Genomic DNA, 20905 nt, shown 5'->3' on the forward strand with positions numbered 1-20905 from the left:
ACTAAAACACCGTTAAAATTGACCGCACTTGTTGCGGCAAGGCTAAGCCTTTTCCGAGTTCAATCCAACCACAAGGGAAATGGAAATCAGATCCTGCCGATGCTAGCAAGTCAAATTCATTTGCCCAACGAGCAAGTAATTGGCGTTGATCTGGCGATTGACCACAACCCGCCACTTCAATGCCATCTCCGCCCCATTGCTTAAAGTCCGTAATCAGTTTTCGAATCCAACGGTTCGTCATGGTATAACGCAAAGGATGCGCAATCACAGCTAATCCTCCCGCTTGATGAATCACCTTAATTGCGGTTGGAATATCAACCCATTCCGATTTTACAAAGGCTGGTTTTCCCCCTGACAAATAGCGTTTAAACGCCTGCTCTTGATTATTCACTACACCAATTTGCATCAGATAACGCGCATAATGTGCTCGCGTCACTTCGCCCGACGCTAATGCTTTCGCCCCTTCAAAAGTATTGGGAATCCCCATTTTGTCAAATTTTTCCCCAATGGCTAAAGCACGTTTTAATCTTAATTCTGCTTGTTGCTGTAAAAGTGCGGTCATTTCTGGCGAAGTTTCATCAAAATTTAACCCTACAATATGAATACCGCGGTTTTCCCATAGCGTTGAAATCTCAACCCCATTAATCAATTTAATATGATGGCGCACCGCAGCTTCTCGTGCTTCGGCTAAACCTGAAATACTATCATGATCGGTCAATGCTAATATGTTCACGCCCATTTCTGCGGCACGTTGCACCACTTCCGTAGGTGTTAATACGCCATCAGAGGCGGTACTATGGCAATGTAAATCGTAAATTTGTTCAATCATTCTTTTCTCTAAAGCAAATAAAAAATGCGGTAAAATCCACCGCACTTTTTGTCGTTTGTGATTATTTTATTGCGCTAACCAGCGCTTTTATTAAAGCTGGTCCATGGTAAATCAATCCTGAATACACCTGTAACAATTGGGCTCCCGCCTCTATTTTTTGTTGTGCATTTTCAACACTATCAATGCCACCACTACCAATAATTGGAATGTCACCTTTTAATTCTTGCTGTAAACGGCGAATAATTTCAGTACTTTTATGTTGTAATGGCTTACCGCTTAATCCGCCTACTTCTTGCGAATTTTTTAACCCCGCAACTGTATCTCTGCTAATTGTGGTATTGGTTGCAATCACACCATCCATTTTGTGACGACGTAACTGATCCGCAATTTCTACCACTTCTTGTTCCGATAAATCTGGCGCAATTTTCACTGCAATCGGCACATATTTATTGTATTTATCCGCTAAAATATGTTGACGTTCTTTAATGCTTTTTAATAAATCTTCCAACGCATCACCATATTGCAGTTGGCGCAAATCAGGCGTGTTCGGTGAGGAAATATTTACCGTAATATAATCTGCATAGTTGTAGGCTTTATTTAAGCAGAAAATATAGTCGTCTTTACCATATTCAATGGGGGTAACTTTGTTTTTACCAATATTTATTCCTAAGGTGCCATCATATTTTGCTTTTTGCACATTTTCGATTACATAATCGATACCTTTGTTATTGAAACCATTGCGATTAATGATTCCCTCCGCTTCTACAAGACGAAATTGACGTGGTTTCGCATTGCCATCTTGTGCTAATGGTGTCACCGTTCCCACCTCAATAAAACCAAATCCCATTGCACCAAAACCATCAATGGCTTCGCCATCTTTATCAGCACCCGCGGCTAAACCAATTGGATTTTTGAATTTAATGCCCATTACTGTTTTTTCTTGACCTTGAGGACAAGCCAGCAGTTTTTTCAAAGCAAAATTCAGCACAGGATTACTCGCCAAATGCAAAGCTGAAATGGCTAAATTATGGGCGGTTTCAGGTTGTAATGCAAAAATACCTTTGCGGAGAATTGGATAAAACATAGGTCATCATCTCATTAGCAAATAAATAAAAAGTGCGGTTAATTCTACCGCACTTTTTCTGTTTACTCTAGATCTTCGTTACTGCAACGCTTTCTCAATTTTTTCATATAAATCTTTGGATAGATTATCTAATTCAGATAAGCGCATTAACGCACGTTTCATTAACGTTTGTCGTTGGCTATCATAGCGACGGAAACGAATTAATGGTTCAATTAAACGAGCCGCAACCTGAGGATTACTTTCATTTAAACGTACCAAGACCTCGGTCAATAAACGATAGCCTGAGCCATCAATGGCGTGAAAAGCACGTAAATTGTGATTAATAAAGCTACCTACTAAGGCTCTTAAGCGGTTTGGATTATTGAAGTTAAAACTTGGATGATCCATTAAACGTTGAATGAATAAGCTGTCCGCATCAGGTCTCGTCGCTTGTAAATTAAACCATTTATCCATGACTAAACCATCTTTTTTCCATTTTTGCTCAAAATCGCTGAAAATATCATCGCGACAAACGAGCTGCGCCTTGCTTGCGGCATTTAATGCTGCCAGAGTATCCGTCATATTATCCGCATATAAATAATGCTGATTAACTAAGCTATTACCAAATTCAGTGAACGCCAAATAATGCAAGCAAAGATTACGCAAAGCACGCAATGCAATATCTTCTGTCGTGATTTGGTAGCCTTGTAACTGAATTTTGCGATATAGCGCTAACCACTCATTTTTCAGACTATTGGCTAAGGCACGCTGCATAAAATCACGTACTTTAGCAATGCCTTCCGGATCAATAATATGGAATTGCTCCGCAAACTCCACTTCTTTTGGCAAGGTAAGAATTAATGTGGCTAATTCAATATTTTCTTCATATTGGGCTAGCACTTGTGAAAGTGCAGTTAAAATTTCTTGAGAAAATTCAAGCGATTGCTCTTGTTGATATAATTGTAACAAACGGCGTAATTCACTGGTCAGCAACATCTGCGCGGCATCCCAACGAACAAATTCATTCTGTGAGAATTTAAGCAATGTGATTAGTTGTGCCGTACTGTAATCATAATCCAATTTCACTGGCGCTGAGAAATCGCATAATAATGCCGGCACAGGGCGACTGCTAATATCATGAAATTCAAAGGTATGTTCATTTTCAGTGAGATGTAATAAATCCCCTGTTAATTCCCCGTTATTCAACAAGGTGAATGGCATACCATTTTGTGCATACAAAGCAATCTTTAACGGAATATGTAAATTAGCTTTGCTTAATTGATCCGCAGTTGGTGGTGTCATTTGTGACACCATTAATTTATAAATGCGATTTTTCTCATCATAGCTGTCGGTAATAGTTAATTCAGGCGTGCCTGATTGACTATACCAACGACTGAATTGTTTTAAATTTAATCCTGACGCTCGTTCCATTGCAGAAACGAAATCTTCACAGGTGGCCGCTTTACCATCATTTTCAGCAATATATAATTTCATGCCTTGTTGGAATTGCTTTTCACCTAACAGCGTATGCAACATACGAATGACTTCTGCCCCTTTTTCATAAACAGTCATCGTATAAAAATTGTTCATTTCTAATACTTTTTCAGGGCGAATTGGGTGCGCCATTGGACTAGCATCTTCCGCAAATTGTGCGGTACGCAACAATTTCACATTGTTAATACGATTAACTGCTCGAGAACCTGTATCGGAAGAAAATTCTTGATCGCGGAAAACCGTCAAGCCTTCTTTTAGACTTAATTGGAACCAATCTCGACAAGTCACGCGATTTCCCGTCCAGTTATGGAAATATTCATGAGCAATCACGCTTTCAATGGCGAGATAATCTTCATCCGTTGCGGTTTCAGGGTTAGCTAACACAAATTTAGAATTGAAAATATTTAGCCCTTTATTTTCCATCGCCCCCATATTAAAGAAATCAACAGCAACGATCATGTAAATATCGAGGTCATATTCCAAACCAAAGCGTTGCTCATCCCATTTCATTGATTTTTTCAAGCTTTGCATTGCCCAATCTGCACGATTAAGATTACCGCGATCCACATAGAGTTCTAATGCTACTTCTCTGCCACTTTGCGTAGTAAATTTATCTTGTAATAAATCAAAATCGCCAGCGACCAAAGCAAACAAATAGCAAGGCTTAGGGAAAGGATCCTGCCATTCAACCCAATGGCGACCATCTTCTAATTCCCCATTTGCAACACGATTACCATTGGATAATAAATAAGGATAACGCGCTTTATCTGCCGTAATACGCACGTCATAACGGGCTAATACATCGGGACGATCGAGCGTGTAAGTAATTTGACGAAATCCCTCTGCTTCACATTGTGTACAAATCGCTTCGCCTGATTGGTACAAACCTTGTAACGATGTATTTTCTGCAGGAAGCAAATTCGTCACAATTTCAAGTTCAAATTGCGCTAAATCCTGCTGACTTAAATCAAGGGTTAGACTTTCGCCATCTTTCTGATAAGCTGTAAAAGCATTGCCATTTAATTTAATCGAAACAAATTGAAAACTGTCTCCATCTAAACGTAATTGTTTAGCTTCAGGATTTAATCGTTCAAACTGGCTAATTGCAGTGACTTGGGTATGTTGAGGATCAAGTTGGAAATCAAGGAAAATATGCTTAATGGTAAAATCAGGCGTTTTATAATCTTTTCTGTATTTAGCTTTAGACAACATAGGGATATCTCAAAATCAGATAAAAAATTTGTACTTAGGATAGGTCTTTTACTGCGAAGTTGCAATAGGAATTAAAAAAGTGCGGTGGAAATTACCGCACTTTTGAGCATTAAATTCGGCGCACTTGCCAAAAGGTTTTGGTCCAATAGGGACTATTTAAAGAAGAATAAATCACACCGCCTTTAGTGGAAGCGTGTAAGAATTTATCCTCTTTAACATAAATGCCTACATGGTAGCCATTAGGTCCTCTGCCCGTTTTGAAAAACACTAAATCCCCAGTTTGTATTTGAGAACGAGGCACTTTTTTGCCATAAGTTGCTTGTTCTGTTGTTGTACGAGGTAAATGAATATTAAAACGATCCATAAAGGTCGTTCGGGTAAAACCAGAGCAATCCACCCCAGCTTTTGTATTACCACCCAGCATATAAGGCGAACCAGCCCATTCACGCTGTTGTTCACTTAACAGGGTAATAACCATAATGGGATCATCTAGCTGCCCTTTGTAATTTATACCGTCATATTCAGAACGATTTAGTACATGATTAGAAGAGGAGCAACCCGCAAGAATAAAGGGAAAAAACAAAGCAAATGCTTTTAATTTTTTAAAATAATGCATTTTATTTCCGTTATAAATCGTCAAAAAAGCTACCTAAATTGATAGCTTTTTTAATGACTTTAATCTTTTGGTTTAGCCTTTTCTACACGAGAACGCAATTTTTGTCCTGGTCGAAACACAACAACACGACGCGCGGAAACCGGTACGCTTTCTCCTGTTTTAGGATTTCGTCCTGGGCGTGTTGCTTTATCGCGTAATTCAAAATTACCAAAGCCAGATAATTTAATATCTTCTCCACGCTCTAGAAAACCTCTAATTTCTTCAAAAAAGTTTTCAACTAACTCTTTTGCTTCCATCTTCGTTAAACCATGTTTGACGATCAGATTTTCTGCAATTTCTACTTTTGTTAAAGTCATAATTAATCTCTCAAGTATGCATTAAAACGTTGTTTTAATTCGGCTAATACAACAGAAATTACCGCATTAATATCCTCTTCTTCCAAGGTTTTTTCAGTGTCTTGAATAGTTAAGCTAATCGCTAAGCTCTTATGACCTTCAGGTACACCTTGACCTTGATAAACATCAAATAAATTCACTTGGGTTAATGTCTTGCCTGCAACAGCTTTACAGCTATCAATAATATCGCCGGCTGCCACGTTTTCTGCGACAACTAAAGCTAAATCGCGGCGGTTAGCAGGGAAACGTGAAATTTCTTTCGCCTGAACCACAGAACGATTCGCAATCTTATTCCAAAGAATTTCAAACACCACAACTTTGCCATTTAAACCAAGTTGTTGGCTTACTTTTGGATGAAGCGTGCCGATAAAACCAATTTCTTCGCCATTAAGCATAATAGCGGCTGATTGTCCTGGATGTAAGGCTGGGTAAGATTTTGCAACAAATTTCACCACATTGCCTGTTGCTGTTAACGATAAGATACTCTCTAAATCGCCTTTTAAATCAAAGAAATCAACAGATTCCGCTTTACCTGTCCAATGTTCCGCTTTTTTACTGCCCGTAATCACTGCAGATAACACTAATTCTTGACGCACACCAAATTCAGCACTTTGATCTGGAATAAAGCGTAATCCTGTTTCAAATAAACGAACGCGCGTTTGCTGACGATTTTGGTTATATTGTACCGCACCTAACAAACCACTTAATAGAGACAAACGCATTGCTGACATTTCTACAGAAATTGGGTTAGGTAAAATCAATGCTTCTTGTTGTGGATGTAATAGATTCTGTACTTTTGGATCCACAAAGCTATAAGTAATGGCTTCTTGGTAATCCGCGTCCACAAGTGCGGTCTTAATTCGTGCTAAATCTAAATCCGCTTCTTTATGCTCTCTCATTCTTAAATGCGCTAAAGGAGCATTGTTTGGAATACTGTTATAACCATAAATGCGAGCCACTTCTTCGATGAGATCTTCTTCAATTTCAATATCAAAACGCCAGCTTGCTGAAGTTACCGTCCAAACATCATCGGCATAGCTTACTTCTAAACCTAAACGTTGGAATATCTCAGTCACTGTCTCAGTTTCAATATGATGACCAAGTAGTGCATCTAATTTGCTACGACGCAATTGTACTTGATTTAATTTTGGTAAATCCGCTTCACTCACTGCTTCACAGATCTCACCAGCTTCACCACCACAAATATCGATGAGTAATGCTGTCGCACGTTCCATGGCGTGACGTTGTAACTCAAAATCCACACCACGCTCAAAACGATGAGAAGAATCTGTATGTAAGCCATATTGTCTTGCTCTACCAGCGATAGCTAAAGGTGCAAAGAATGCAGCTTCTAAAATAACATCTTTAGTTTCTGCATTAACGCCACTGGCTTCACCACCAAAAATACCAGCCATTGCTAAAGGACCTTTTTGGTCCGCAATCACAAGAGTATTTTCTTTTAATTTAGCCGTTGAACCATCTAATAATACAAGTTCTTCCCCTGTTTTAGCCATACGTACTTGCACTGGTTGAGCCACTTTCGCCATATCAAATGCGTGCATTGGTTGACCTAATTCCAACAAAATATAGTTAGTGACATCCACTACAGGATCAATGGAACGAATACCGCAACGGCGCAATTTCTCTTGTAACCACATTGGCGATTGAGCTTGTACATTTACATTTTTCACAACACGCAATAAATAGCGAGGGCAAGCTTCTGGCGCATCTACTTGCATTGCAACCTTATCAGCAATTGTTACTTTTGCCGCTTCAAACTGCGGTGCATTTACAGTAGATTTATTCACAACGCCTACTTCACGAGCAATACCCGCAATACTTAAACAATCGGCTCTATTCGGGGTTAAGCTAATCTCAATGCAGTTATCATCTAGTTGTAAATATTCTCTTAGGTTAACACCTACGGGCGCGTCTTGTGGTAATTCAATAATGCCATTTGACTCAACTGAAATACCTAACTCAGTGAAAGAACAAAGCATTCCTTCTGAAGGTTGACCACGTAATTTGGTTTTCTTGATTTTGAAATCGCCAGGTAATAAAGCACCTTCTGTTGCACAAGCTACTTTTAAACCTTGACGGCAATTTGGCGCACCACATACGATATCTAATAAACGATCACTACCCACATTCACTTTGGTCACGCGTAATTTATCCGCATCTGGATGTTGTGCACATTCCACTACTTCACCAATCACAACGCCTGAAAAATCACCTGCTACTTTTTCCACACCATCTACTTCTAAACCAAGCATGGTGATTTGGTCACATAATTGATCCGTATTTACAGCAGGATTCGTCCACTCACGAACCCATAATTCACTAAATTTCATCTATACTCTCTCTATTTTAAAACTCTAAATGATAATCCCTTAAATACGGTGTCATTAAATTGCACTTCCAATGTGTAATTTCCAATTGGATCTTTTTTATCGAAAATCCAGCATTGGTGAACAGCATTATTTTGAATTGCATTTTTTGGAATAGTGAAGCTCACTAAATGTTCTTTTTTATCTTCAGAAGATTGGATATTAGCTTGTCCTTTAATATTCAGCTCCATTGCATTAGGTGCTTTAAAAAACTGATGAAACGTATTTTGTTCTTTAATTTCGACATTGCCAACAACAACACATAATTCTCTCATCTTAGAACGAGAAAGTGCATTGCCTTCCAATAATTTTCGTTGTTTACCAGAAGTATCAAAGATCTGTAAGACTGCTAAAGGTTTTTTAGCTTCAATCGCATTTTGAATTTCGTTTTTTTGTTCATTCGCCAATGCCACTGCAGAGAAAAACACCAATCCCATTGCCATTAATTTTTTCATTATCCTATCTCCTATTTAAACTGTTTTAAGAAGCGTAAGTCATTTTCAAAGAAAGAACGTAAATCTGTGACGTTGTAGCGCAACATGGTTAAACGCTCAACCCCCATACCTACGGCAAATCCAGAGTATTCATTTGGATCAATACCTACATTACGAAGTACATTAGGATGAACCATACCACAGCCTAACACTTCCAACCATTTGCCATTTTTGCCCATTACATCCACTTCAGCAGATGGTTCTGTAAATGGGAAATAAGATGGACGGAAACGCACTTGTAAATCTTCTTCAAAGAAAGCGCGTAAGAAATCATGCAACAACCCTTTTAACTCAGTAAAGTTGGCTTTTTTATCTACATAAAGTAATTCAATTTGGTGGAACATTGGTGTGTGTGTTTGGTCGTAGTCGTTACGATAAACACGTCCCGGAGCCATAATACGAATTGGCGGCTGCATTTTTTCCATGGTACGAATTTGCACACCTGAAGTTTGAGTACGTAATAACAACTCAGGGTTAAACCAGAATGTGTCATGATCAGCGCGCGCAGGGTGATGTTTAGGAATATTCAACGCATCAAAGTTATAATAGTCACTTTCAATTTCTGGACCACTTTCTACTGAAAAACCCAATTCAGAAAAGAACTTTGTAACTCGCTCAATAGTAATAGAAACAGGATGCAACCCACCCGTTTCTACTTTGCGACCCGGCAACGAAACATCAATACGTTCTTTTTCTAATTGCGCATTTAATGCTGCCTGCTCTAACTGTTCTTTTTTTAGATTTAAAATATCCAATACAGCTTGTTTTGCTTCATTAATTTTTGCACCAACAGCTGGACGTTCATCTGCAGGCACATCACGTAGCCCTTGCATTAATTGAGTAAAATGCCCTTTTTTACCGAAATATTCTACTCGGAAATTTTCTAAAGCTTCTAATCCTTGATGATGAAGCTCATCTAACACTGCTTTCGCCTGTTCTGTAATCTGTTTCAGGTCTTGCATACTATCCTTCTTAACCTCAAGATTTATCGTTCAAAATTGCCATAATGATAATATTAACTCATTAAAAAATCACGCAATTTCTCATAAAAACTGAATTTTTGACCGCACTTTAAAAAAAATTCAAAAATAAAGGGGCAAAAGCCCCTTTTCAAATAGAAAATTAATTATTTGACCAACTCCGTTTTCATATAAGTCAAACGATCAATATTTGTAATGAATTTACCAATTTCCTGTGTTTCTGGTTTATATAAATAAGGGATTTCACCGAGTAATGGCGCATCAATTTTCTCAGTGAGAATATCAATAATTTCTGCATAATGTGCCAATCCTGGATTAATGCGATTCGCTACCCACCCCAATAATGGTAATCCCGAATTCATAATAGATTGCACAGTTAATAAAGAATGATTAATACAACCTTCTTTAATCCCTACCACCAACACAATTGGCATTTGTTGTTTTTTCGCCCAATCCGCAAAACTAAAATGTTTATTAATCGGCGAAAGCCAACCAAAACAGCCTTCAACTAATACAGTTTGATATTTATTGTTCAAACGAGAGAGATCTTTATCCAATTTCTCAATTTGAATTCGCTCACCTTCATCAGTAAAGAGCGGAATAGTATGCGCAAAAGTATAGCTATTAATATCTTGATAGCTCACTTTTTGGTTGGTTGCATCAATTAAGGTTAATACATCTGAATTATTTTGTTCCCCATAATCGCTTTCTTGCTGAACAAAATCAGGCGTTTCATCGCCTTCTTGTGCACAAGCGATAGGTTTATATCCCACAATTTGCACATCTGCCGCTTGTAAGGCTTGAATAATTGCTCGGCTAGCAACGGTTTTCCCCACATTCGTATCTGTGCCAGCGACAAAAAAACAGCTCATAATTTATTTCCTCGAATATAAAACAGGCAAATTGTAAAATAAATTTAACAAATAGATGTTGAGCTAACGCAAATTTTTCTTATTTTTTACGGATTTTTATCGCAATTTATTGATCTATAACAAATCTTAAGCCACTTTGTCGTTTGGTATTTTTTTGCACCGCACTTTTCCAAACCGCTTCTGTACAGAAAACCGTAAACTGCTCTTTTGCTCTGGTTACTGCGGTGTAAACCAATTCTTTACTCAATACAGGATTCATTTCGGGTGGCAATACTAAAATCGTATGCTCAAATTCAGACCCCTGCGATTTATGCACCGTCATCGCAAATGCTGTTTCATATTGAGTAGGAATACGGCTACGCGAAATTAATCGATAGCCTTTGCTTGTATCGAAACAAAGTTGATTTTTACCAATATACAAACCAATATCGCCATTTGATAATCCCGTATTATGATCATTTCGCGTAATCATAATAGGTTTACCAATATACCAATCACGTTCATATTGAAAAGACACCAATCCCGCATTTTTTAACTGTTCGGCGATCTGCTTATTTAATTGCTCAACGCCGAAATGCCCTTCACGAAGTGCGGTTAAAAAACGGATCGAATTAAATTTTTTGAATAATTGTTGTAAAAATGCTTCATCTGTTCTATTCGGATTTTCGGTTAAGAACAATAAATAATCTTGATATTTTTGCACCGCACTTTGTGTGATTTGGCTTACACAATGCTGCACATAGTTTGCTGATTCCGTCTCTTGTGATGGATAACATTCAATATCCACTCGCCCTTTGTTAAATTGTTGTTGCAGAATAGACCAACTCAATTCTCCCGCTTGTTTATCTTTTCGATTAATCGCAGTCGCTAATTGTCCGATACCTGAATCTTGGCTAAAACGGCGGCTATCGGGTAAATAACATAAACAATTGGCTAAAGGGTGAAGAGGTTGTGAACTGCTTTGCAAATTTTCATCAGTCACAGAAGTGAGATATTCGGTGAATTCATATCCATAGCAACCTATCATTTTTTGACGCTGTTCATCATAATACATCCCCATAAATTGCCCTAGCTCACCCAAAATTGCTCCTGCCTCCACCGAAGCCAGCTGATCTTTATCGCCTAATAAAATCAATTTGCAATTTGCTGATAATGCTGCACGCAGCTTGTCCATCATAGATAAATCGATCATAGAAGCTTCATCCACAATCAATACATCATAAGGCAAAGGATGATTTGCATTGTAAAGCGGTTGCTCGCTAAAAGGTCGAACACCAAGCATTTTATGCAAGGTTTGTGCTTGAGTAATTGTCAGATTATGTTTTAACTCAGAAATAGCCTTTTTAAGCGCCTGACTTGCAAATTCTTTTGCAATACTTTCATCTAATCGGGTAGCTGCTTTCCCTGTTGGTGCCGCCAAACCAATTTTCAATTGACCATTATGTAATTCTTGTAACGCTAATAATAAACGAGCAACCGTATAGGTTTTGCCGGTTCCTGGTCCGCCTGAAATCAAACAAAAAGATTGGCGCAGAGCAATGGCGACCGCTATTTTTTGCCAGTTAGTTTGTTCACTTACAGGCGCAAAATAACGCTGTAAAATCGTTTTAACCTGTTCTTCATTAAAGAAAACTTGCTCTTTTTTCACCGCACTTTTAATAAAATCAGCTAAACGATATTCATCTTGCCAACTGCGATAAAAATACAATGCATTATGCTGAAAAACCAAAGGAGCAATTTTATCCAAAGGCGCACAACTAAAAGCAATATGATCTTGCAAGCTATTTGCCCATTCAGACATGGGAAGATGTCCTATTTTCTGCTCAATTTCTGCCATATAATCCACGTCTAATTTGGCAAATCCCAATCCGAAATAATTACGTTGCAGATCTTTATCTAAAAATAAACAGGTATTGCCCTGCGATAAACTATATTGGCAAAGTGCAGCTAATAAAATGGCGAGATCTTGCGTTTCCTTAGGATAATCAAAACCCTTTTGTTTCTCTGCAATAAATTTTGCGAAATAATAATCAGCTCGGCTAATTCGCTGCTGTTGGCAAAGTTCTTCTAAAAGTTTAAGCATTGAATAATCCCTCTAATTCATTGATGAGCTGATAACTTGGGCGATCAAAAAAGAGGCCATAGTCAGTATTCTGTCCATTCATTCCACGTAAAAACGTATAAATGACGCCACCAAAATGGGTTTCATATTGGTAATCAGGCAAACGAGAACCTAAATAGCGATTTAATGCTAAGCAATAAAGCAAATATTGAATATCATAATGATGATTTTCCATCACCTTATTTAACTCATCGCGATGATAAGCTTGTTTATTCTTGCCCAAAAAGTTGGATTTGTAATCCACAATGTAATATTTGCCCTGATGTTCAAATACTAAATCAATAAAGCCTCGCAGCATGCCTTGAATATCATCAATATTTAGCGGTTGGCTGGCTAATTTATGGTGCTGTTTCAATATGCGATTGAACGTTTCAGCCTTAAAAGTGCGGTGTAAATTAAAGTAGAATTGCATTTCTTTTAAGCAATGTTTTGGCTGCAATTGCGCTAGGCTGAGATCATTATCAGCCAATAATGGCGTATGTAAAATCTGTTCAATCCATTGATGTAATGGTGCTTGCCAATTTTCATCTAATTGCAATTGCTGGCAGAGCTTAGCGATATTTTCTGCATTAATCGCTTGATTAAAAGGCTGTTTTTCTAAGAAATGATGTAGCAATGTGCCCACATAGCTGCCTTGTGGAAAATCAACGGGACGGTATTGTTCAGGATAATCTTCCCAACCGTCTTCTCTATCTAAAAGATTGGCTTCATTTTTTAATGGTATCAAAGTTTGATCCTGATCTTTGGCAAGATCAAAAACAGCTAAATTTTGCACCGCACTTTGTGATTGCTGCTTGTGCAAATTATTTTCATGATTTCGGATCAATCCAGTAAAACTGGACAATTGCCAGTTCATCTCAATATTACCTGTAAAAGTTGCAGCTTGTAATTTTTCCGTTGCTTCGATGGATTGATACTCAATATATGTAAACTGTTGTTCTTCTATTTCTTTAACCACAACGTCTAGCCCATTTTGTGTCAATGAGTTAAGTAGTTCCAAAGTATTATCTACCTGATCTGGCTCAATTTTCCCTCGACTTAACACATACCAAATAGAAGACCACTTTTCGCTAAAGAACGTTGGCAACGTAATATTTACCTGCTCTTCCGCTCGCGTTAATGCCACATAGAGCAAACGAATTTTCTCCGCCTTCTCTTCATCCAAGCTAAGTTCATTTTGAGTACCATCTATATTCCAGTACCGCTGTTCAGTTGTTGCATCATAATAAGTAGCAAAATCGCTTTTATGTGGATTGGAAAAAGCTAAGAAAGGCAACCAAACTAAAGGATATTGCAAGCCTTTCGATTTATGAATGGTGATGATTTTCACGCGTTCATTTTCACTTTCTAAACGCTGTTGTTGCTCATCTTCTCGCGCTTCTTGATTCTGAATTTGTAACTCAAACCAACGTAATAAACTCGCTTCCGTTTCATTTAATGGCGCGGCTTGTTGCAATAATTCAGCTAAATGTAAGAGATCAGTTACTCGACGTTCACCATCTTGCATTGAACGTATTTTGTCTAAAATGCAGCGCTGATGTTGATCTTTTGCCAAAAAGAGTTGATACAACATCGCCAATACACCTTGGTTCAACCAACTTTTTTGATAATATTCAAATCGCGTAACCCAACGATCTAGCAAATGATCATCAAGTTTAATTTGTTGAATTTCTTTTTGTGTTAAAGCAAAAATACTGGTCGCAAGGGCATTTAAAATCGCGGAAATATTCGTTGGATTTAAACAAGCTGCAAGAATATAGCTCAGCTCTTGCGCTTCATCTGTATCAAAAACATTACTACGATCTGACAAATAAACCGAGGCAATACCGCGATCTGCCAATGCCAGTTTAATAAGCATTGCTTCATGCCAACTTTGCACTAACACTGCGATATCATTATCTTTAACTGGAGTCGTTTTTTCGCCTTTCTCAAAAACTGCTGTATTTTCCACCGCACTTTGCTCCCCACAAGAAGAGGTTTGCAACCATTCGGCAATGGAATTCGCGCAAGTGTCGGCAAAAAGTTGTTTGGTTTCCGTCCCAAGTAAAGTGATATCGCCCTTTTTTGATGTTTTTTGTCTATCACCAATATGAAATATCATCGCTGGCTGCTTTTTGCCTTGAAATGAGAATCTTGTCTGTGAACGAAAAGCCTCGACAGGCAAGAACTCAATTTCAGAATATAAAAAAGGCTTAGGCGTAAAATTAAATAAATGATTGATGGCTCTCACTAATGGTTCAGTAGAACGATAATTACGCTCTAATGTGAAACGTTTTGCCTGCTTCGATGCATTTAAATAGGTAAAAATATCAGCGCCGCGGAATTTATAAATGGCTTGTTTAGGATCGCCAATCATGATAAAGCCAGTATCTGATTGATGTTGATAGATTTTCTTGAAAATTTGATATTGACGACTATCAGTATCCTGAAACTCATCGATCATTGCAAAAGGATATTGGCTACGAATTCGCTGAGCAAGCTCATCACCTTGCGTTGACATTAATGCATCACGCAATAAACGCAGCAAATCATCGAAACTTTTTTCCTTATGATCTTGCTTATATTCATTTAAACGCGTTGTTAGCCATTGAATGTAATGATAAAGTACTACATTTTTATATAGAGAAAAATTGATTTGCTGAACTTCATCCACCAAACTAAATACGGGATGAGATAGTGGCTCTGCGCCTTCTACTAAATCATATGTATCAAATCGTTGTTGAGAAAAATATTTCGTCAAACCTTCTGGTAATTTTATCTGATAAGTATCATTTGCCCATTCATTAATCTTACGTATTGCCAATTCAAACCAACGCCATTGGGACGGTGTATTATCCCCTTTTGAACGATATCTTTTATATAATTCTTCTCTTAATAAACCGGTAACTTCCTCTACTTTTTCTAACCAAATCTGTTTTAAATCAATGATTTTTTGTAATTCAGGATCAAGGTAAGTAGTCAAAAATTCCGATAACGTAGGCGTTAATAAGTGCGGTTCATTTATGCTGACTTTTGGTAAATCGCCTTTTAAAAAAGATTGCACATTGCTCAACATCTTTGAGGGCGATTGTAAGTATTGATGAATAAAATAAGTGGATAAGTAAGAAGTTGGATAAAATTGCTCTCGCCAAAATTGATTGCTCAATTGTTGCAATAATTGGTTTTCGTCTTTGGTTAATTCTAATTCGAAATGAATACCTGAATGGAACGCATATTGCATTAAAACGCGGCGGCAAAAGCCATGAATGGTATAAATAGAAGCTAAATCTATATTTTGTTCAGCTAAACGTAAACGTTGAATAGCAATATCAAGATCATCAATATAATCCAGCAAATCAATTAAAGGCTGATTATCAGCAAAAATCGCCTTTATCATTTGCTCTTTATTGTCTTTTGTTATTTGCGCTCGTTGCTGACAATACTGCTCAAGTTGTTGTTTGCAAAGATGGATACGTTCTCTAATTCGTTCTTTTAATTCTTGTGTCGAAGCTTCAGTAAAGGTTACCACCAAAATTTCATTTACCGTTAAGGCTCGAGGAAAATTATTCTCACCCGCCTGTAATAATAAACGAATATACAACGAAGCCATGGTATAGGTTTTACCCGTTCCAGCCGAAGCTTCAATTAATGAGGTGTGGATTAAGGGAGTTGTCACATAATTTAAAGACGCAAATTCTGACATAAATGAAAATAAATAAGGCTAGCAATCATTATTGCTAGCCTATCATATTATGAAGGTATTTTTAATTAGAAATTGATCACTTTATCTGCCCATAAAGTCCAAGCAGAAACATCGTCTAAAGTCCCCACAGACACACCTTGAACTAAAGGTAAATTTGTAATACCGCGTGCTTTAGTACAGCTTGTGCAAAGTTTTGCTTCAGCGCCTAAACCTGTTAACACTTCTAATGTTTGTTGCACATTGTAGCCATCATTTGGATTCTGACCCGCTAGACCAGCTAACACCGCATCAGAAAAGAAAAAGGCTTTCACTTCCACTTCTTTGCCAAATTCTTCCAATAAATTAACAGCATAGCGTAAACCATTAAAGGTTTTCTCTGTACCATAAGGTGATTCATTAAAAATAAATAATAACTTTTGCATAACATTCTCCTAGGAATTAACCAACCCAAATAAATTTAATTAAGAATAAAATCGAGACTACCCATACCGAAGCATTCACTTCTTTAATTCTACCGCTAAAGGCTTTCATAATGCAGTAACTCATAAAACCAAATGCAATACCTTCGGTAATTGAATAGGTAAATGGCATCATTACTGTTGTGATAAACGCAGGTGTCGCTTCTGTTAAATCATCCCATTTCACTTCAATTAAACTAGAAGCCATTAAGATCCCTACGAACACTAATGCACCTGCCGTTGCATAAGGCGGCACAAGACCCGCTAATGGCGAGAAGAAAATAGTTAACAAGAAAAGTACGCCAACAACGACCGCAGTTAATCCTGTACGTCCACCAACAGATACGCCAGAGCCACTTTCAATATAGGTACTAATGGCCGAAGTCCCCATAAATGTCCCCACCATTGCAGAAGTACTGTCCACCAACAAGGCTTGTTTCATTTTTGGAAAACGTCCTTTTTCATCAGCAAAACCTGCTTTGGTTGTAACCGCAATTAATGTGCCGGATGAATCAAATAAGTTGACTAATAAGAAAGAGAAAATAATCCCTGCTAAGCCAACATCAAGGGCCCCCATCACATCCACTTGACCAACAACTGCGTCAAGACTTGGTGGCATAGACATCACACCATTAAAGCTCACCGCAGGATCAAACATCAATGCAAGTGCGGTGATAATGACGATAGAAATTAACACACCTGAATGAATTCCTTTGGCTGCTAATACCACAATAATAAAGAAGCCCAAAGCGCCCATTAATACTTTAGGATCATGCAAGTCACCCAATGCCATCAAGGTTGCAGGATTGGCGACTACTAAGCCCATATTTTTAAATCCAATCAAGGCGATAAATAAACCAATACCCGCACCGATGCCCACTCTCAATCCTAATGGAATGGCAGACATAAACCAGTAGCGCACTTGTAATACCGTCAACAAGAATAAGCCAACCGATCCTAAGAAGATAGCGCCCATCCCCACTTGCCAAGAATAGCCTAATTTAGATACAACGACATAAGCGAAGAACGCATTTAACCCCATTGCTGGCGCTAAAGCGATAGGTAAATTACTAAATAAGCCCATCGCAATGGTACCAAAAGCGGCGATTAAACAGGTGGTAACAAATACCACTTGTGTATCCATGCCTGCCACGCCCAAAATAGAAGGGTTAACAAAAACAATATAGACCATAGTAAAAAAGGTTGTGATACCAGCGATCACTTCCGTTTTTACATTTGACCCTTTTTCTTTTAGCTGAAAGAATTTTTCCAACATAATTTTTCCTTAGTTTTGTGACAAATCTAATGCTCCTATCAAAACCTGCTTAATAAGCAGATGGCGATAAGCTCATTTTTTCTAATAACTGCACTGTTAAAAATGCCAAGCTGAAACGCTGATCATCAGCAACGGTCCAAAATTCTACGCCATTTTCCACCGCACTTAAATCACTAATATGCAATTTTACTTTTTCCTCATGCGCTTCTCTTTCTCCATTTAACACTGGCGTCATTTTTTCCTGTTCAACTTGAATAAAATCATTTTCACGCCAATTTTGCATGAAGTTTTCCGTATCTAATCCATAGTTCGAAACTAATGTCACTTTTTGCGCTAACCCATAAAATACAGGCACTTGAATACTATGGAAAACCACATTAATAGAAGGAAATATTTTCTGAAATTGTGTGGTTAAACTCGCCATAGAATGAGGGAAAACATCAAAAGCAAAGCGAGGTTCATTATCCTCTAATGGAATACCATTTAACAAACGAGCTGTTTGCCCCGCTAATTTCTCAACAGTTTCACTGTTTGTATAAGAAGTAGGTAATAAAGAAGTGGCAAAGACGGAATGGATCTCAGCTTGCTGAAGAGTTTGCGCTAAAACCAAAGCTAATTGACTCACTTGAGGATCTGGCAAACACACTATATTACGTTGTGACAGGTTAGCTAACTGCTCATCATTCACATTTGGTACAACAACAGGCACACCTGAAATACTTGCACAAATCGCTTTCATATCAATAACGATAACACCCGCTTCCGCTGCATCCGCAATTTGTGCAGCCTGTGATACATCACCAGCAAATAAAAGATATTGATAATTCGACCAATTCAGATCCTCAGTAGATAATTGTTCTACTGCGCGATTATTAAAACGAATTCCTTGTTCCTCACTAAAGGGATAAATTTCCCAAATCGACAGCTTTTCAACTGCAATCTGCGATTGCTCTAAAAACTCAACCACTTTCTCACATAGCTCAAATTCTGCTGCAACAAGAAGATTTAACTTATTCATTTTTTCATCCTGACATTATAAAATAACTCGCCTATTCTACTGATTTTTAGGATAAAAATAAAATGACACCCGCAATAGATTTATTAAAAAAGCACAAAATTCCTTTTACATTACATAGCTATGATCATGATCCTAATAATACGCATTTTGGCGATGAAGCTGCGGAAAAATTAGGTATCTCACCCTCACAATCTTTTAAGACCTTATTAGTCGCCGAAAATGGAGATCAAAAAAAGCTCGCTTGCTTTGTCTTACCCACCGCTAATATGCTCAACTTAAAGAAAGCCGCCAAAGCCATTGGTGCTAAAAAAATTGAAATGGCAGACAAAGAGATGGCACAAAAAAGTACAGGATATTTAGTCGGCGGCATCAGCCCATTAGGACAAAAGAAAAAACTGAAAACAATTATTCATCAAAGTGCGGTGGAATTTTCACACATTTTTGTATCCGGTGGGAAACGAGGACTTAGCGTTGAATTATCGCCCAATGACTTAGCACATTTACTCAATGCGCAATTTATCGACATTGTAGATGAAGAATAAAATAAACCGCAATAAAATATTCGTAAAGTAAAAAATATTTAGTAAAATAGCGCCCTTTTTATTGCTATCGGAAATCTACGATGAAATTATTAAACATAGTTATTTTTACTGCGTCTTTCTCTATGTTAGCTGCCTGTAGTAGCAGTTATTCATCAACAGCAGATGAAAGCCTCAAACCTTACAGTGTTTATGGAAGTGCGACAAAACGCATCAATACGACTCAATGTAAAGATGTTGATGACTGGTATTTAGACGGATATCGCGTGGGTAAATCCTTCAACCAACAAAAACAGCAACAATTAGAACAAAGAGTCCATTTTTGTAAAACAACTGTTGCACAATTGTCTGCTGAATTGAAGAAAAGTTGGGATCAAGGCTTTGCGATTGGTTATAAAGAAAGCAGTCATCCTCAAGTAACAAAAAACACAAGAAAACAAAAAGGAAAAAAACGGAAAAAATAACTTAATTTCACACTAAAAAAGAAGGACTTGATGAAAATTAAATCAAGTAATTCTTTATTTAGAGTTTATACTTGAAACTATTTTTCATCATTGTATAATGCTGCTCGAAAAATAGTTTCAACACTTGCCAGTGTGACGAAATTGGTAGACGTAGCGGATTCAAAATCCGCCGCCCTTAAAAGCGTGTCGGTTCGAGTCCGACCACTGGCACCATATTGCCTTTTCTACTCTTTCGTAATCTTCCCAACTCTTACACTAAACCCCTTGATACATAAGGCTTCATAGCGCATTTATCTTTTCTATTCTTTCGCGTTCTTATCAAATTATACATTTACAATCGCGGATTTTTGTAGGATATTTAGTAGGATAATATTGTAGGATAGCTTTTAAATATCAAAAATCACTAAAAATATCCTACAAAGAACGTGGCAAGGCTTGAGGGGTAAGGCATGGCAAGGGGTGGAAAATCTTTAACTGATACACAAATAGCAAAGGCAAAACCAAAACTAGAAAATGGGGCGTTAGTTGAAAACTGTCTTTATGATAAAGTCGGCTTGCAATTAGTTGTTACCCCAAAAGGTCGCAAGATATGGCGGTTTAACTATTGTAAACCTATCACAAAAAAGCGAACTGAAATAAGTCTAGGCAAATATCCCGAAATTTCACTACAACAGGCGAGAAAGTTACGAGATGAATATTTAGTCTTACTTGCGCAAGGTATAACCCCAACATTCTTGTATCCGAACCTGCGCGAGCGATCACATTCACAATATCTGCTGCTTTAGCATTTGCGTTGTCTGATAAATGATTGATCACATCGCCAAAACGTGCCATTTCCTTGATAGGCTTACCGAGTACGTTTGCCATTGTTGCCATTGCCGTCCCTGCATCGCCTGCTGCCATATCAAAAGCAACACCCATTTTGGCTGCGTCCTGCGCATAACCAAGCAAATATTCTCGAGCGATACCAGCTTGTCCTCCTGCTGCCACAATCGCTGCTATTT

General features: G+C 37.9%; 17 protein-coding genes, 1 tRNA gene and 1 pseudogene. 4 read left to right on the plus strand and 15 right to left on the minus strand.

Annotation, left to right across the window (positions count from 1 at the left end):
* Nucleotide 1 precedes the first annotated feature (1 nt).
* The 14 genes from rnm to ACT2CV_RS03530 form a co-directional block, all read right to left on the minus strand.
* Nucleotides 2-826 carry an RNase RNM gene (gene rnm, locus ACT2CV_RS03465; RefSeq protein ID WP_464974004.1) on the minus strand — a complete coding sequence of 275 codons (825 nt, stop codon included), beginning with the start codon at nucleotides 824-826 and terminating at the stop codon, nucleotides 2-4.
* Between the two features lie 64 nt (nucleotides 827-890).
* Nucleotides 891-1913, minus strand: coding sequence for a quinone-dependent dihydroorotate dehydrogenase (gene pyrD / locus ACT2CV_RS03470; RefSeq protein ID WP_464972418.1), 1023 nt, complete (start codon nucleotides 1911-1913; stop codon nucleotides 891-893).
* 78 nt (nucleotides 1914-1991) lie between these two features.
* A complete protein-coding gene (pepN, locus tag ACT2CV_RS03475; protein WP_464972417.1) occupies nucleotides 1992-4598 on the minus strand; it encodes an aminopeptidase N in 2607 nt (868 codons plus the stop codon).
* Between the two features lie 109 nt (nucleotides 4599-4707).
* On the minus strand, nucleotides 4708-5214 hold the full coding sequence (locus ACT2CV_RS03480) for an NlpC/P60 family protein (protein ID WP_464972416.1): 507 nt from the start codon (nucleotides 5212-5214) through the stop codon (nucleotides 4708-4710).
* A gap of 59 nt (nucleotides 5215-5273) precedes the next feature.
* Nucleotides 5274-5570 carry an integration host factor subunit alpha gene (locus tag ACT2CV_RS03485; RefSeq protein ID WP_464972415.1) on the minus strand — a complete coding sequence of 99 codons (297 nt, stop codon included), beginning with the start codon at nucleotides 5568-5570 and terminating at the stop codon, nucleotides 5274-5276.
* Nucleotides 5571-5572: 2 nt separating this feature from the next.
* On the minus strand, nucleotides 5573-7960 hold the full coding sequence (gene pheT, locus ACT2CV_RS03490; protein ID WP_464972414.1) for a phenylalanine--tRNA ligase subunit beta: 2388 nt from the start codon (nucleotides 7958-7960) through the stop codon (nucleotides 5573-5575).
* Between the two features lie 11 nt (nucleotides 7961-7971).
* On the minus strand, nucleotides 7972-8451 hold the full coding sequence (locus ACT2CV_RS03495) for a hypothetical protein (RefSeq protein WP_464972413.1): 480 nt from the start codon (nucleotides 8449-8451) through the stop codon (nucleotides 7972-7974).
* Nucleotides 8452-8462: 11 nt separating this feature from the next.
* Nucleotides 8463-9452 carry a phenylalanine--tRNA ligase subunit alpha gene (gene pheS, locus ACT2CV_RS03500; protein WP_464972412.1) on the minus strand — a complete coding sequence of 330 codons (990 nt, stop codon included), beginning with the start codon at nucleotides 9450-9452 and terminating at the stop codon, nucleotides 8463-8465.
* A gap of 164 nt (nucleotides 9453-9616) precedes the next feature.
* On the minus strand, nucleotides 9617-10342 hold the full coding sequence (bioD, locus tag ACT2CV_RS03505) for a dethiobiotin synthase (RefSeq protein WP_464972411.1): 726 nt from the start codon (nucleotides 10340-10342) through the stop codon (nucleotides 9617-9619).
* Between the two features lie 106 nt (nucleotides 10343-10448).
* Nucleotides 10449-12425: an exodeoxyribonuclease V subunit alpha gene (recD, locus tag ACT2CV_RS03510; RefSeq protein ID WP_464972410.1), complete on the minus strand. Its 1977-nt coding sequence runs from the start codon at nucleotides 12423-12425 to the stop codon at nucleotides 10449-10451.
* Nucleotides 12418-16146: an exodeoxyribonuclease V subunit beta gene (recB, locus tag ACT2CV_RS03515; RefSeq protein WP_464972409.1), complete on the minus strand. Its 3729-nt coding sequence runs from the start codon at nucleotides 16144-16146 to the stop codon at nucleotides 12418-12420. The genes recD and recB overlap by 8 nt, the downstream gene beginning before the upstream one ends.
* 65 nt (nucleotides 16147-16211) lie before the next feature.
* On the minus strand, nucleotides 16212-16568 hold the full coding sequence (locus tag ACT2CV_RS03520; protein WP_464972408.1) for a DsrE/DsrF/TusD sulfur relay family protein: 357 nt from the start codon (nucleotides 16566-16568) through the stop codon (nucleotides 16212-16214).
* Nucleotides 16569-16584: 16 nt separating this feature from the next.
* A complete protein-coding gene (locus ACT2CV_RS03525) occupies nucleotides 16585-17880 on the minus strand; it encodes an NCS2 family permease (protein WP_464972407.1) in 1296 nt (431 codons plus the stop codon).
* A 49-nt stretch (nucleotides 17881-17929) separates the two neighbouring features.
* Nucleotides 17930-18898 (minus strand): oxidoreductase, encoded by a 969-nt coding sequence (locus tag ACT2CV_RS03530; protein ID WP_464972406.1) that lies wholly within the window; start codon nucleotides 18896-18898, stop codon nucleotides 17930-17932.
* 62 nt (nucleotides 18899-18960) lie between these two features.
* On the opposite strand from ACT2CV_RS03530, the gene ybaK reads away from it, so the two are divergent.
* From ybaK to ACT2CV_RS03550, 4 genes are all read left to right on the plus strand, one after another.
* Entirely contained in the window at nucleotides 18961-19440 is a 480-nt protein-coding gene (gene ybaK / locus ACT2CV_RS03535) for a Cys-tRNA(Pro) deacylase (protein ID WP_464972405.1), read from the plus strand.
* 80 nt (nucleotides 19441-19520) lie between these two features.
* Nucleotides 19521-19901, plus strand: coding sequence for a hypothetical protein (locus ACT2CV_RS03540; RefSeq protein WP_464972404.1), 381 nt, complete (start codon nucleotides 19521-19523; stop codon nucleotides 19899-19901).
* 126 nt (nucleotides 19902-20027) lie between these two features.
* Nucleotides 20028-20114, plus strand: a tRNA-Leu gene (locus tag ACT2CV_RS03545).
* Nucleotides 20115-20350: 236 nt separating this feature from the next.
* Entirely contained in the window at nucleotides 20351-20686 is a 336-nt protein-coding gene (locus tag ACT2CV_RS03550) for an integrase arm-type DNA-binding domain-containing protein (protein WP_464974043.1), read from the plus strand.
* Here the strand turns inward: ACT2CV_RS03550 and ACT2CV_RS03555 are convergent.
* Nucleotides 20661-20891: pseudogene (locus ACT2CV_RS03555) on the minus strand (phage tail tape measure protein); the annotation flags it as partial. The gene ACT2CV_RS03550 and the pseudogene ACT2CV_RS03555 sit on opposite strands and share 26 nt — an antisense overlap.
* Nucleotides 20892-20905 lie beyond the last annotated feature (14 nt).

Origin of the sequence: Reella acinonychis, from assembly GCF_052384575.1 — a bacterium.
GTDB lineage: Bacteria > Pseudomonadota > Gammaproteobacteria > Enterobacterales > Pasteurellaceae > JBQSUQ01.